This is a genomic window from Kitasatospora sp. NPDC059648 (genome assembly GCF_042734825.1).
Classification (GTDB): Bacteria; Actinomycetota; Actinomycetes; order Streptomycetales; family Streptomycetaceae; genus Kitasatospora.
Genome location: NZ_JBHWDU010000045.1, coordinates 1 through 14,064, shown reverse-complemented (window position 1 = coordinate 14,064; position 14,064 = coordinate 1). Strand labels below are relative to the sequence as shown.

Annotated in this window: 12 protein-coding genes and 3 pseudogenes; 13 read left to right on the top strand and 2 right to left on the bottom strand. The window is 68.5% G+C overall.

What is annotated here, in order from left to right; all coding sequences use genetic code 11:
- Positions 1–362 precede the first annotated feature (362 nt).
- The 4 genes from ACFV1W_RS24355 (at position 363) to ACFV1W_RS24340 (ending at position 2,869) form a co-directional block, all read left to right on the top strand.
- Positions 363–872 (top strand): ATP-binding protein, encoded by a 510-nt coding sequence (locus ACFV1W_RS24355; RefSeq protein ID WP_380419342.1) that lies wholly within the window; start codon positions 363–365, stop codon positions 870–872.
- 101 nt (positions 873–973) lie between these two features.
- A complete protein-coding gene (locus tag ACFV1W_RS24350) occupies positions 974–1,114 on the top strand; it encodes a hypothetical protein (protein WP_380419341.1) in 141 nt (46 codons plus the stop codon).
- 63 nt (positions 1,115–1,177) lie between these two features.
- A protein-coding gene (locus ACFV1W_RS24345) for an IS5 family transposase (RefSeq protein ID WP_380419340.1) occupies positions 1,178–1,986 on the top strand; the annotation gives its coding sequence in 2 pieces (ribosomal slippage) (positions 1,178–1,517 and positions 1,517–1,986; 810 coding nt in all).
- 28 nt (positions 1,987–2,014) lie between these two features.
- The gene (locus tag ACFV1W_RS24340; protein ID WP_380419339.1) at positions 2,015–2,869 is read left to right on the top strand and encodes an AAA family ATPase; all 855 of its coding nucleotides are present in this window, start codon (positions 2,015–2,017) and stop codon (positions 2,867–2,869) included.
- Between the two features lie 256 nt (positions 2,870–3,125).
- Here ACFV1W_RS24340 and ACFV1W_RS24335 read toward each other — a convergent pair whose 3' ends face one another.
- Both ACFV1W_RS24335 and ACFV1W_RS24330 read right to left on the bottom strand, forming a co-directional pair.
- Positions 3,126–3,404, bottom strand: a complete 279-nt coding sequence (locus tag ACFV1W_RS24335; protein WP_380419338.1) for a hypothetical protein — start codon at positions 3,402–3,404, stop codon at positions 3,126–3,128.
- A 33-nt stretch (positions 3,405–3,437) separates the two neighbouring features.
- Positions 3,438–3,782 carry a hypothetical protein gene (locus ACFV1W_RS24330; protein WP_380419337.1) on the bottom strand — a complete coding sequence of 115 codons (345 nt, stop codon included), beginning with the start codon at positions 3,780–3,782 and terminating at the stop codon, positions 3,438–3,440.
- Positions 3,783–3,893: 111 nt separating this feature from the next.
- Between ACFV1W_RS24330 and ACFV1W_RS24325 the strand changes: the two genes are divergently transcribed.
- The 9 genes and pseudogenes from ACFV1W_RS24325 to ACFV1W_RS24285 all read left to right on the top strand — a co-directional run bounded on the left by ACFV1W_RS24325 (position 3,894) and on the right by ACFV1W_RS24285 (position 13,883).
- Positions 3,894–4,253, top strand: coding sequence for a transposase (locus tag ACFV1W_RS24325; RefSeq protein ID WP_380419336.1), 360 nt, complete (start codon positions 3,894–3,896; stop codon positions 4,251–4,253).
- An 889-nt stretch (positions 4,254–5,142) separates the two neighbouring features.
- Entirely contained in the window at positions 5,143–6,471 is a 1,329-nt protein-coding gene (locus ACFV1W_RS24320) for a lanthionine synthetase C family protein (RefSeq protein ID WP_380419335.1), read from the top strand.
- Positions 6,472–6,560: 89 nt separating this feature from the next.
- Positions 6,561–9,770 carry a lantibiotic dehydratase gene (locus ACFV1W_RS24315; RefSeq protein ID WP_380419334.1) on the top strand — a complete coding sequence of 1,070 codons (3,210 nt, stop codon included), beginning with the start codon at positions 6,561–6,563 and terminating at the stop codon, positions 9,768–9,770.
- Positions 9,767–11,605: an ABC transporter ATP-binding protein gene (locus tag ACFV1W_RS24310; RefSeq protein ID WP_380419333.1), complete on the top strand. Its 1,839-nt coding sequence runs from the start codon at positions 9,767–9,769 to the stop codon at positions 11,603–11,605. The genes ACFV1W_RS24315 and ACFV1W_RS24310 overlap by 4 nt, the downstream gene beginning before the upstream one ends.
- Complete coding sequence (locus ACFV1W_RS24305) at positions 11,605–12,570, top strand: MsnO8 family LLM class oxidoreductase (protein ID WP_380419332.1); 966 nt, start codon at positions 11,605–11,607, stop codon at positions 12,568–12,570. Before ACFV1W_RS24310 ends, ACFV1W_RS24305 begins: the two co-directional genes overlap by 1 nt.
- A gap of 54 nt (positions 12,571–12,624) precedes the next feature.
- Positions 12,625–12,972 (top strand): annotated as a pseudogene (locus tag ACFV1W_RS24300) (ISAzo13 family transposase); the annotation flags it as partial.
- 242 nt (positions 12,973–13,214) lie between these two features.
- A pseudogene (locus tag ACFV1W_RS24295) lies at positions 13,215–13,406 on the top strand (transposase); the annotation flags it as partial.
- Positions 13,407–13,418: 12 nt separating this feature from the next.
- Positions 13,419–13,624: pseudogene (locus ACFV1W_RS24290) on the top strand (IS3 family transposase); the annotation flags it as partial.
- A 67-nt stretch (positions 13,625–13,691) separates the two neighbouring features.
- Positions 13,692–13,883: a transposase gene (locus ACFV1W_RS24285; RefSeq protein ID WP_380419331.1), complete on the top strand. Its 192-nt coding sequence runs from the start codon at positions 13,692–13,694 to the stop codon at positions 13,881–13,883.
- The last annotated feature ends 181 nt before the right edge of the window (positions 13,884–14,064 follow it).

Genomic DNA, 14,064 nt, shown 5'->3' with positions numbered 1-14,064 from the left:
GCCCAACTCCCGTGCGTCGCTTCGGTTTGCAGCGCCGGACATGCGGCTCCCAACTGCCGTCGGCTCTCGTCGCGGCAGCCACAGCGGCGGTAGACACGGCCACGGGTGGGACAGGTGCTCATCGAGTTCTCCCTGCGTCAGGTGATCCTGGTGAGACAAGTGCCCACCATTCACCGGCTCATGAGGAGAAGGGGGCGGCGCGCGAAGCACAGGGCGGTGTCCAGCGCATCAATGGCGATCGTGTCGGGGGAGCGACACCCCTGCCTGCTTCAGAGCGCCGGTTTGATCTGTCGAGACGTCTGAATCCGCCCCGTCGGCTGACACGACCGAGGTCTACTCCGGTGAGCCGGGCCATAGCAACGATGTTCGCCTGGCTCGCCTACGGGGCGGAACCGAAACTGGCTGTGGCGAAGCGGCATTTGGGGACGCTGCGGTCGCAGGCAGCCGTGGCCTCGTGGGCTTTAGATCACCGGACACCGGTATTCGCCGTATGGCAGCCCGCCGGGCACTGGGATGATGTGCAGATGAGTCACGATGACAGGGTCCGGCGCCTGGGCAAGAAGTTCGCGAACGCGTGCTATCCGACGTTCGGACCCATGTTGATGGGGATACGCGGCCAGGGCTTTCGGGGTGTGTCGGACCTGAGCCTACAGTTCAAGTCGCCTGTCACAGCGATCTCGGGCCTCAACGGAACCGGGAAGAGCACGGTTGCGCAGCTGGCCGCAGCGGGCTTCCGTCAGCCTCCCGATCACGACTGGTATCGCTATTACGTAAAGCACTTTTCCCGGTCTCGGTCGCCGACCCAGAGCCGTTCACCCCTGGCGCACAGGTCCAGTACCTCTATGCCGCGGACCTGCAGACGGTCACGGTAAGTCGGTCGGCGAAGTCGTGGTCAGGGCAGCATCGGCAGCCCGAACGCGCCACCTACTACAGAGGATTCGCTCAGTTCATCCCGAAGGTGGAGCGGCGGGACTTGTCCATCTACGGCGCCGCCAACCTGGAGTTGGGAGAGGCGAATCCACTCGACCCGACCGCGGCGCAGCACGTCGGGCAGATCCTGGCAGTCCCGTATGACCACCTGGGCTTCACTGAGGTTCTGACCACCAATAACTGATCGTTTCAAAATGAGTTGAGCTGCGCTCTTGTGCTCAACGATCTTGGTTGGCAGGGTGTCCGGGTGAGTGTTGATCTTGTGCCGGATGACCTGTGGGAGCGGGTGGCTCCGCTGCTGCCGCCCGCTCCCGAACGACGCCATCGCCATCCCGGGCGGCTGCGCGTCCCCGACCGGGCGGCCCTGGCCGGCATCATCTATGTGCTGCGGACCGGTGTCGCATGGCGCGATGTCCCCGCGCAGACCGTGGGCTGCTCCGGAGTCACGGCCTGGCGTCGACTGCGGGACTGGACCGAGGCCGGCGTCTGGCCCCGCCTGCACACCGCACTGCTGACCGAACTGCGCCGCGCGGACCTGCTGGACCTGGACGACTGCGCCGTGGACGGCTCGCACATCCGGGCCCTCAAAGGGGGGATCATGTCGGCCCCTCGCCCGTCGACCGCGCCCGCCCCGGCTCCAAACACCATGTGATCGTTGACCGCTACGGCACCCCGCTCGCCGTGACGCTCACCGGAGGCAATCGCCACGACGTCACCCAGCTGCTGCCCCTGCTGGACGCGATACCGCCGATTCGAGGACTACGAGGACGCCCGCGGCGCAGGCCCCGGCGGCTGTTCGCCGACCGGGGCTACGACTTCGACAAATACCGCCGCCTGCTGTGGAAGCGCGGCATCAAGCCGATGATCGCCCGACGCGGCGTCGCCCACGGTTCCGGACTCGGCAAGGTGCGCTGGGTCGTAGAGCGCGCCTTCGCCTGGCTCCACCAGTTCAAGCGCCTCCGCACCCGCTACGAGCGACGCGCCGACTTCCACCAGGGACTACTCGACCTCGCCTGCAGCATCATCTGCCTCCGGCGCCTTCGAAAGTCATTCTGAAACGATCTTTAAGGCTGCAACGCTCGCCATGGCGGGCCGTGGAGGCCGGCGTTACTCCGAGAACCACATGGGGACGGGGGAAGGCCGGGTCCTGTACATGGTGAACACGCTGGAGACGGCCCCACCCAAGAGCCTCGTGATCTTCGAGGAGCCCGAGACCTCGCTGCACGGTGATGCTCAGGTCCGTCTCGCCAAGTACTTCGTCGAAGTCGCTCTTCGACGAGGGCACCAGATCATCATCACCACGCACAGCTCCGCGATCCTTGGGCAGCTCGGCCGTGACTCGGTCGTTTACCTGCGGCGCACACCAGTGGGCGACGTGGTCGCTACCCACGGACTGAGTACTTATCAGATTGACTCGCACCTCCAGAGGGAGGGACGGACGCCTGACGGCATCACGGTATGTGTCGAGGGCGAGTTCGCACGCTGTCTCGCCAGCGAGATCTTCCGGATGGCGGACCCTGATCTCCTCTCGGGCTGCTCGTTCCTCACGATCGGAGGCGGCCAGGAGATCCCTGACGCGGTGAAGTTGCTGCGCGGCGCGAAGGTGCGAGCTGTTGGACTGAGCGACGGAGACATGCCCCACAACGGTGCCGGAGGAGTGCGCACCCTGCCTGGGACGGAGCCGCCGGAGAAGGAGGTGTTCGCCCATCCTGCGGTCAAGGGCTACTTTGGCGCAGCGCCGTTCGAGATCGATCTTGATGAGGTCCTTGCTGGCGTCTCCGACCACCACGACTACGCCAGGACCGTGGCAGCTCGTCTCATGATGGACGAGCCTGCGGTGGTGAGTGTGGCCTGCCGGACGTATGCGGCTGCCCACCAGGCAGGCGCCTTCAACGATGTTGTCGGCTTCGTCCGCTCAGAGGTCGGCGACCGACGGTAGGTGCCACGACCTCACCGATCCTCTGTGCGGCTCGGAGGGCGGTGTGGAGGACGGCGTCCCCGAGCGCTGGCGGGAGTCTTTGAGGACATTCCCGCCAGCATGAAGAGTCAGCCCCCGAGTGAGATGTCGAACTGATTGAGCCAGTGGGCGTTGCCCTTGCCTGCGGTGGCGACAACGCCTGCGGTGAGCCAGATGAACGTGGGGAGGAAGTCGTTGCCGAGCTGGCCGGCGGCCTCGTTGACGGGCGCCGGACGCGTCAGGGTGGCCGATGATGCGGGCGATGTGCATGACCTTGCGGCCGTGGGCCGTGCCGAGTGATTCGCGGACCCAGCTCGGCTGTAGTGGCCTCGTCGGCGCTGAGTCCGGCTTCACGGGCGCCGGAGAGCCAGCCCGCCAGGGCGCCGAAGAGGAGAGAGGCCATGAGGCCGGCGGCCTCCTCGCCTGCGGTTCCCGTCGCCCGGTCGATGCCGAGCACGACGCGCATCACGATCCGGAGATCACGCCGGGTGATGATGGCGTCGATGACGTTCCGCAAGCTCTCCAGCGGGGAGTCGGGCTGAGACTCCTTCTACTGGGAGCCGAGATCGTTCTGGTGCGACTTGACGGTGTCCGAGAACGCTTGGACTTCGGCGGCGCTGAACAAGTGCCGCGTGTCCTCGGTGACCACGTACCCGAGGTCGCGCCAGGCATGGATGAAGGCCGGATCAATTCCGGCTTGCTCGGCGATGTCCGCCACTTCGTCGAGCATCGTGGTGATGCGCTCTTCGGGCATCGGGCGAGGCTCGTCCGCGTCGGGGCCGAAGAACAGCGGATCGTCGGGGCCAGGTTCACGCCCGAACTTCTCTCGGAACACATCGAGCCGCCGCCGGATAAGTTCTGGAGGTCGTGGCCAGTCGTGATGTCCGGGTGCCATGAGATCTCGTGGCACCCGGCCGTGCGGCAGCGCTGGACGAAGCGGGGGTCGGGGTGTCGTTCGGCGACGGTCTGGGCGTGTGCCTCGTTGAAGTCCTCCTGGGAGCCCAGAGTGCGGATCGCCCATCTGCACGCCCGGCACCGCAAGCACGCCCGCGTCGAACCCAAGATCCGCGACCAGAAGGCGTCCGGCATGGGCCTGTTGCCCTCCCGGGAACTGATCGTGAACACCGCCTGGCTGACCGCCACCGCCATCGCTTCCGACCTGCGCACCTGGTTCCAGCTACTCGCCCTGGACGGCGAGAACGCCACAGCCACCCCCAAAACGCTGCTCTACCGCGTCCTCCACGCCCCAGCCCGCCTCGTGCGCGGCCAGCGCAGACGACGCCTCAAGCTCCCCGCCACCTGGCGATGGGCAGCAGCGATCACGCGGGCCTTCACCCGCATCGTCGCCCTGCCGCGCCTTACCTGACCAGCCTGCCTGATCCCGCCGAGCACGAGAGGAGGAACCCGCAGTCCCCGGGCCCGTGGAACCCGGCGTTACCCGGCACGACAGGCGACGCTCGCCCCTGACCGACAGCGCCCATGGACAGGGAACAACGCGACATCACGGGCACAAGATCAACCGGCAGTCACGGTCAAACAACGAGGCCGGGGCGGATGAGGTTATCGGCAAGGGCGCTGCGGAATTCTGATCAATTCCGCCCACTTGCGAATGTTCATCGAAATGAGGTCAAAATATTCAAGATATCTCGAACATGTCGAAGATGGACATCTCGTAGTGCCTGTTCGAGTCTGGGTGATGCTGAAATCGGCCATATCGGCAGCTTGGGTTGTCCCGTACAATGGCGAGTTGACCAGCACTGTTTGCGGGGGTGCGGCCCAAGTCGCATTGATCTTGGCTGGAATCGATCACCGAAACCGACTTCTGCGTTCGAGGGGTGTGCTAGAAATTCTCCCAGTTGCTCCCGTGTACGGAATTTACTGGCCCGACCGGGGGCTGGGTATCAAAACCATAGTGGAGGTAAAAATGGAGAAAGATTTCGATCTCGATGTCCGCGTGGCTGTCGCCCCGCAGGCGACCACGCCGGACTTCTGGAGTGTCGGTACCACTTGCTGGTCCTGCCAGGACACCTGCAACTGCTTGACGGCCACCTGCGTGAGTACTCCGTGCGGGAGCTGATCGCCTGCGGGCTCTCGTCCTGAGGCAGGAAGCTCCCGGCGCTGTCCTGCGCCGGGAGCTTTCGGGGAATTCGGAAGCTTTCAGGGAATCCGAGAGATTTTTCGGGGAGATGCTGGCAGCCGGGCACACCGATCGGAAATGCTGTCGGGCACCGATGTGAATCTGGGGGAAATCTGCAATGGCGGCGCTGGAATTCGATGTGAGGACCGCCGAGGTGGCCCGGGTCGTGGCTGATCGGCTGGCGATGTTCGCCGGTGCGGCAGGGCTGTCGCAGAAGTCGACGGGGCGCGAGTCGGTGCCGGACGGGTCGAGCCTGGCCGGGGGCTTCTCGGGGATCGCACTGTCGTTGCTGCATGCCGGAGAGGCACTGGACGAGCCCGGATTGATCGATGCGGCGCAGGCCCTGCTCCGCCGTGCTGCGCAGGCCACTGTCGAGACGCCACTGCCTGGGGCCGGCCTTTACACCGGCACCGCAGGTTTCGCCAGTGTCCTGATCGACTTCTCGGCGTACGACCGCCGCTACCTGCCATCCCTGCGCGGGCTCGCCGACCGGCTCGGCGAGCAGATCGTGGCCGGGCCGCGTCCGGAGCCCGGGGAGGGCATGCCGGTCGCCGCCTTCGACGTCGTCTCGGGCGCGGCCGGACAGCTGGCCGTGGCCGTCCGGCTCTGTTCGGTCCTGGAGTCCTCGCCCAGCGACCCGATCCGTATCGCGGCTGAGCAGCTGACGGAGTACCTCCTGCGGGTGACCGAACCGGACAGCCGGCAGCGGTTCGGGTGGCTCACCCCGCCGGACTACTACTACGCCAATTCGGGCTATGGGGAGCAGGCTCCGCACGGGATGTACAACCTGGGCTTCGCACATGGCCTGCCGGGCATAGTCGCGGCATTGTGCGTCGCGGCCGTAGGCGGGATCGGCGGCTCCGGCCCGGCCGAGCAGCTCGAGCGGATCACGGCCTGGCTGGTCGAGAACCGGCTCACGGACGAGGTGTCGGGCGCCGCCTGGCCGAGCCACCTCCGAGCCGAGGAGGGGACCGGGCTGCCCGTCGCCCCGCTCGGCCAGTGGTCCGCGCGCGCCGCCTGGTGCTATGGCGCTCCGGGTATCGGCATCGCCTTGTTGAACGCGGCCAAGGTGCTCGGCGACACCGCCCTTGAAGCGACTGCGGTCGGGGCCCTGCAGCGGGTCGTGGACTGGGCGCCGGCCGAGCGGAACATCTTCTCACCCAATCTCTGCCATGGTCATTCCGGACTGCTCGCGAGCTATCAGCGGGCCTATGCCGTCACGGGTTCGGCCTCCTTCCGGGCGATGGCCGAGGACTCGCTCCAGGCCGTGCTGTCGATGGCGGACGAGGCCCGCCCGTACGTGGTGGCGGACGAGACCAGCCCGGGCGAGCTGGTCGACGACCCGGGATTCCTCAACGGTGCGGCCGGCGTACTGCTCGCGCTCTGCGGGGCGCTCGCACCGCAGGCGGCGGGGTGGGACGAGATCTTCTTCCTCACCCCGGCCTGACCGGGCCCGAGATCCGTTACGGCGCGGACACGTCTGCCGAACTGCGTTACCTCGCAACAGTGTTGACCATGCACAGCTAAGGAATAAGCGTGACCCGTCGGAACGCCGAGATCACTGACCGGAAGTCCGGGAGAAGCCGCACCTACGTCGCACAGGACTTCTTCCTGCTCCGCGCACCGGGCCTGCCGACCCGGGGGCTGACGGACCTGCTGGCCGCCGGGGCGGGATCGGCGGGCACGAACCCCGAGGGGTGGGAGGAGCACTTTCTGAAGGGATTGCTGGACCTGTGGGCGAGGGCCGAGGTCCGCACGGCGATCTCGCTGGCGGCGCCGGACCTGGCCCGGGCGGTGGCGGGGATGGACACGCTCTCGGCCAGGGACCGGCGGCGGGCGATGATGAGCCTGGGCCGGTACCTGAACCGGATGAGCATGCGGGCGACCCCGCTGGGCACGGTGGCAGGCGTCGCGGTGGGCACGTTCTGCGGACCGGACTTCGCCGCTGCGCCCGCCCGGCTCGGCGTTCCCGCGATCAACACTGCCATGGCCAGGCCGGACATGGGCTGGGTGCTGCAGCTGTTCAAGGCGGTCACCGACTCGCCGCGGATCCGGCCCGAGCTGGAGCTGCGCGCCAACGACCTGATCCACCGCGGTCGGGGTAGGGCCTGGCTGTCCACGGCCGACGCCTACGGGGAGGGATCGCGACGTTCGGCCTCCGTCCGCTGGTCCCCGGCCGTCCAGCTCGTCCTGGAGTCGGCCCGCACTCCGCAGACCTACGGTGAGCTGCGGGAGAAGCTGGTGCAGCAGTATCCGGCGGTCCCGGTGGAGAAGGTCGCCGCGCTTCTCGACCAATTGGTCGAGTTGGCATTCCTGATCACCTCGCACCGGCCGGCCCTGCTGGAGAGCTCGGCACAGCCGCCCCTGTCAGTCCAGTTGGCGACCGGCTACGACAGCGACGCGACCGCCGCGCTGACGGCCGTCGAGGCTGAGGTGGCCGAGTTCAACTCGGTCGGCGACGTGGCCGCCCTGCAGACGCTCCAGGAGCGGATCGCCCCGCTGGCGCGGCGGGTGAGCGGGGACCACGGCGGACCTCTGCTGCGGATCGACGCCCGGCTGAACGTCTCCGCCCCGCCCGTCCTGCCGGCCGATGTCCAAACGCTGGCGGAGGATGCCGCCGAGATCCTGGCCACCGTGGGCCACAGTTACCAGTACCCGTCGGTACTGCGCGACTACGCGATAGCGTTCACCGAGCGCTACGGTGCGCATGCCGAGGTCCCGGTCCTGGAGGTGCTCTCCGAGGAGACCGGGCTGGGCGCACCGAACAGTTACGGGAATCCGCCGCGTTCGTTCGAGTTGCAGCCGATGACCGGATTCGATCGGCGCAAGGAGGACCGGGAGACGGTCCTGCAACGGCTCGCCGCCGACGCTCTGGGCCGCCGCAGTCTGGAGGTGGTCCTCGACGAGCGGTGGATCGCCGAGCTGAAGCAGGACGACGACGACCGGCCGCTGAGGCCCGCGGTCGACGTACACCTGCAGGTGGTGCCACCGACGGCACTGGGATCCGGCTGGCGCGGGGTGGTCACCACAGTGGCGGCCGGCGGGCGTACCTTCGCCCGGTTCCACGACCTGCTGGGTGCTGAGGGGCGCCGGGGCCTGCGGGAGCTGGCCGAGGCGGAGGCGGCGCTGCTGCCCGGCGTAGCAATGGTGGAACTGACCTACCTGCCGGAGAAGGCCCGCGCCGCGAACGTCTCGGTCCGTCCAGCGGTACGGGCGCTGGAGCTGCCGGTCAACGTGGCACCGGGACGGCCCGCGCACGAAGTCATCGCACTCGAGAACGTGGTCGTCGGCGTGCGCGAGGGCCGGCTGTACCTGCACAGCCCCATCCTCGGGTGCGACCTGCACGTCACCCAGCACACCATGCTCAACCCGCTGATGGCACCGAACGTCGTCCGCTTCCTGCTGGACGTCTCCGCGGCGGCCTTCCACGGTATCTCGTCGTTCGACTGGGGCGCCTTGGACAGCAGCCTGCCGTTCCTGCCCCGGGTCGTCCGGCGCGACCTGGTGCTGAAGCGTGCGCGCTGGCTGCTTCGCGCCGCCGAGTTGCCGGCCGGCTGCACCGGCTCGTTGGCGTCCTTCACCGCGGCTGTCGCCGCTTGGCGGGAGCAGCGGAACGTGCCGCGCCTCGCCTACCTCACGCACGGCGACAACACGATCCTGCTCGACCTGGAGAGCGCCCCCTCGCTGGAGGAACTGCGGCTGGCCGCCGCCCGGGACGCGGCATCCTTCGTGCTGCGGATCGAGGAGGCGCTGCCGGGCCCCGAGGAAGGCTTCCTACGGGACACGGACGGTGCCCCCTTCGTCGCGGAGGTCGTGGTCCCCGTGGTGTGCGGGCGGCAGGCGCCGACGCCCCGGGCGGCGGCCGCCGCGCGCCGGCGGATCACCGAGGCCGAGCGGCTGCGGCCGGTCGGCGGACCGTGGGTCTACGCCAAGCTGTACGTGGAGAACGACGCGCACGACGCCCTCCTGGTCGAGGAGGTGACGGCGCTGATGCGCTCGCTGGCCGAGCGCGGGTTGACGCGGCACATGTTCTACCTCCGGTACGCCGACCCCGCCCCGCATCTGCGGTTGCGCTTCCGGGCTGCGGATCCGGCCAGGGCCGCCGAACTGCTGGGCGAGGTCGCACAGTGGGCCCACGGCCTGACCCTTGAGGGCCGGATCACAGACATCGAGTTCGCGACGTACCGCCGCGAGGTCGAGCGTTACGGCGGACCTGACCTGATCGACATGGCCGAGGAACTGTTCTGCCGGGACAGCGCCGCGACCATGGCTCTGCTGCGGCACCTCGCCGCGCCGTCGCCGGCGGGAGAGGTCCCGCTGGAGCGGAACGCCCTCACCGTACTCAGCCTCGAAGCCATCGGCCGGGTACTGGTCTCCGACTTCGCCGAACGGCACGCTCTGGTACGGTCGATGGCCGATTCGCAGACCGGCGGCGCGGAGTACCGGGCCAGCGTGCGGCGGCTCTGGCAGGGTCACACCGCGCCCGGCAGTGAGGCAGCGGTACTCGAGCAGGTGAGCGCCGCCTGGCGCCTGGAGGGAGCCGGGTACGCCACCCGGGTCGCCGAGTTCGCCGAGACCGGCGAACTCTGGTCGGACCGGGCGTCCATCCTGCGCAGCCTGTTCCACATGCACTGCAACCGGATGGGCCTGCGGCGCGAGCAGGAGAAGGCCGCCTACGGCATGTGGCGACGGCTGCTCGACCGGGTCGCCGCAGCCGAGGGCGCATCGGCGGGGAGGTCCCGGTGAGCTGGCGCTCTCGGCTCCGGCGGCTGGCGGCCGCGCCGCGACCAGGCCTGGCCGTGCTGGGCCAGTCCTGGCGCTGCGACCGCTCGGGGACCGCGCAGGTGGTCCTGATCGCGCTGGTCGTCGGCATCCTGCCGGCCGGGCAGGTCAAGATCACGGCGGCCTTCGCGACGGCTCTGCTGAGTGCGGCTGACGGCTCGCACGCGCAGGTCCGCAGCATCCTGTTCTACCTGGTCGTGCTGGCCATGTTGACTCTCGGTTCGCAGCTGCTGACGCTGCTGCAGAGCCGGGCCATGCAGCGCTGCCAGAGCCGCCTCTCGGCCCACCTGTCCGGTGAGATCATCAGCCGTGCGAGTCTCTTTACACTCCCTCAGGTGGAGGACCCGACCGTGCAGGACTCGCTGCAACGAGCCGTCCGGGAGGTGGCGTTCCGGCCGGGGATGATGTTCGCCCAGCTGGTGCAGGCGGTCACCCCGGTGGTCACCTTCGGCTCGGTCGGCGCGATCCTGTGGACCCTGGACTTCCGGGTCGCACTGCTGGCCATGGTCGCCCCGTTCCCCACAGTGGTCGCGCAGATCCTGCAGGGCCGCCGCGGCCACGCGTTGGAGCACGGCCGCTCCGAGGAACGGCGCCGGCTCAACTACTGGCAGCACCTGGCCTCGCAGCCGAACTCGATGAAGGAGGTGCTGGCCTTCCGGCTCGCCCCGGTGGTCCTCGCCAACCACCAGCGGCTGATGGCCAAGATCGTCGGCGCGGACCTGCGGCTGGCGAACCGGAACTTCGGCCTCGCCGTCCCGATGGTGATCCTGACCGCAGTGCTGACGATCTCCGCGCAGGCCACGGCGATCCTGATCGGCAGCGACACCCACCACGTGGCGGCTCTGCTCGCGGTGATCCAGGCGATCGGCATGCTGCAGAGCAGCATGCAGCAGCTCTTCGGCGCTGTGTCCGGGATGTACGTCAACCAGCTCTACCTGCGCAACGTGAACGAGTTCCTCGCGATCGAGCAGGCGCCGGTGGCGCAGGGAGAGCTGACGTTCCCTCAGGACATTGGTGGTGGTATCGAGTTCCGCGAGGTCTCGTTCAGCTACCCTGGCAGCGGGCGGCGCGCTCTGGACAACGTCTCGTTCACGCTGAAACCGGGCCAGGTCACGGCGATCGTCGGCCTCAACGGCGCGGGGAAATCCACCCTCGGCAAACTCCTCGGCCGCCTCTACGAGCCGACCGAGGGCTCGATCCTCGTCGACGGCGTCCCCCTCACCGACTTCCGGCTGGACAGCCTGCGCGACCGGGTCTCCTACGTCTTCCAGAACTACGTCGAGTACCAGCTCTCGGTGGGCGAGAACATCTCGTTCGGTATCGTGCACGAGGCCGACCAGAGAGTCGAACGGGTCGAGGCCGCGGCCCGCGAGGTGGCGATGCACGAACACATCACCTCCCTCCCGCAGGGCTACCGGACCCAGGCCGGGAAGCTGTTCACCGGGGGCGTGGAGTTCTCCGGAGGCCAATGGCAGCGACTGGCCATCGCCCGGAGCACGGTGCGCTCGGCCAGCGTACGGGTCATGGACGAGCCGACCGCCGCACTCGACACCATCACCGAGGCCGAACTGCTCGACACCCTGACCGCCGCCTCGGCCGGCCGGATATCGCTGTTGATCGCCCACCGCTTCTCCTCCGTGCTGCGCGCGGACCGGGTGCTGGTCTTCGACCGCGGCCGGCTCGTCGAGGACGGCGACCACCAGGAGCTGATGAACCTTGGCGGTCTCTACGCGCAGATGTACGAAGCGCAGACGGCCGGCTACGAACCCGCAGTACGAGCCGGGATGGGAGCCCGATGATGGAACTCACCGCATTCGACCAGGTGCTGGTCTACGGTGACACCGGCCCGGCCGGCGCCGCCCGGGAGTCGGTCCGACTCGCCGGGGCAGCCGAACGCCTGGGCTACCACCGGTTCTGGGTCGCCGAGCACCACGGCGCGACCAGCGGCTGCGGCTCGCCCGAGATACTGGTCACCGCCGCCGCGGCGGCGACCAGCACCATCCGGGTAGGCACCGCCTCGGTGCTGCTGCCCCACTACGCGCCGTTGAAGGTGGCGACCACCTTCAACCTGCTGGAACGGCTCCACCCCGGGCGGATCGACCTCGGCATCGGCCGCGGCCCCGGCGCGGCCGAGACGGTCACCCGGCTGCTCGCGCGGGAGGGCGAGGCGCCGTACCACGAGAAGATCGAACAGCTGCTGGCCCATCTCACCGCGGGGACGGACCTGCTGCCCGACTCCACCCCGCCGCAGCTGTGGCTGACCGGCGCCGGCGCGGGCGGGGCGCACCTTGCCGCCCGTCACGGACTGCCGTTCTGCCTTGCGCAGTTCGCCCACGGGGTCCTGCGGCCGGAGATCGTCGAGCTGTACCGGGAGAACTTCCGTCCGGGCCCGTTCGGGGCGATCCCACGCGTCAGCATCGCGGTCCGGGTCGCCTGCGCGGATGACCCGGGGGACGTCCGGCTCCTGCGTGCAGGCTTCGCCTTGGGTGCCACCTCGGCGAACCGCCGGACCCTCCCTTCCTGGGACGAGCTCCACGCCCTGGCGCCCGCCGCCCCCCTGCCGGACCCAGCTCCGGGCGACATGTCCCTGCTCGCCGGAGTCCCCGCCGAGGTGGCCGAGCAGCTCGTCGCCCTGACCGCCGCCTACGCCCCGGACGAACTCGCGATTACCACCCTCTGCCCCGACTTCGACCTCCGGATCCGGACCTTCGAGCTGGTTCGCGCCATGGCCCCGGCCGTCCTAGTACCAACGCCGTTCAGTTAGGACTTGCAGAGCAACAACCCGTAGCTTCCGCTTTTTTCGGCTCGTTGGCGTGGTATGGGCAGCTCACCAGAGCAACACGTTGTGCTGGCAGCGAAGTTCGAGTCGATCTGGCCGCATCTGGATGAGCGGCAGCGGCGTCTGCTGCTTGGGGCGGAAGCGAGGTCGATCGGTCACGGCGGGATCCGGCTGGTCGCACGGGCCGCCGGTGTGCGCGAGGCGACGGTGTCGGCCGGTGTGGACGAACTCGACTCTGGGGAACCGTCGTTGGGTCGGGTGCGGCGGCCGGGCGGCGGCCGCAAGCGGGTCGTCGACCTGGATCCCGGGCTGCGGGATGCTCTGCTGGCGCTGGTGGAGCCGGATGAGAGCGGGGATCCGATGTCACCGCTGCGGGGGACGTGCAAGTTGAAGTTCCACCAAGGCCGGGTAGTTAAGGATTTCGGCCGGGGTGCAAGGTGGGGGCCGCTGGTGTGGCGGCTGCCGTGTAGCGGCCCCTGCGGACCTTCTTGATCAGCCCTTTCTCAGCCCAGCGGGTGAGCTGCCGGTAGGTGGTGACGAGGGTGACGTCGCCGAGGAGGGGCCTTCCCCCTGAAGTGTGGACACCCCGGACACTGGATCGCGCAGATCCAGAGGAAGAGGAGTCCCCCGTGGTGATGAAGGTGTACTCGCCGGAGTTCAAGGCGGACGCCGTGACGCTGTACCTGTCGGAGCCGGGACGCACGATTCGTTCGGTGGCCGATGATCTCGGGGTCAACCACGAGACCCTGAGGAACTGGATCAGCGCCCACCGGGCCCGGCAGCGGGAGGGCGCCGAGAGCGTTCCGGCTGCCGGTTCGGGCGCCAAGATAGGCTCCGGCACCGTGTTGGAGCAAGAGAACAAGCAGCTCAGAGCCCGGATACGGGAGCTTGAGCTGGAGCGGGACATCCTGCGCCGGGCGGCGAAGTATTTCGCCGGAGAGACGAACTGGTGATGAGTCGCTTCCAGTTCGTTGAGGACCATCGAGACGCCTTCGGGGTGAAGCGGCTGTGCCGGGTGCTGGAGGTTTCCCCGTCCGGGGGAAGTTCCACCCTGGGGCTGGACACCTGGAGACTGGGACATGTGAGCCCAGAGGAAGCAGTTTCAGGTGGGAAGCAACGGCAACCTGAGTAAGCGGTACACGGCAGAGTTCAAGAGGGACGCGGTCGCGCTCGTCCGGTCTTCTCCGCACCGGAACGTCACCGAGATCGCCCGGGAGCTGGGGGTCGCCCGGAGGGGCTGCGGGGCTGGGTCAAGCAGGACCGCACCGATCGGGGGGAGGGCCGGCCCGGTGACCTGACCAGCCCCGAGCGCGAGGAACTCGCCCGACTTCGTCGGCAGAACCTCGAGCAGCAGAAGACGATCGAGATCCTGCGCAAGGCGGCTGCCTATTTCGCGGCCGAGACGAATCGGTGATCCGCTTCTGTTTCGTTGAGGACCACCACGGCGCCTTCGGCGTCAAGCGGATCTGCCGAGCGCTG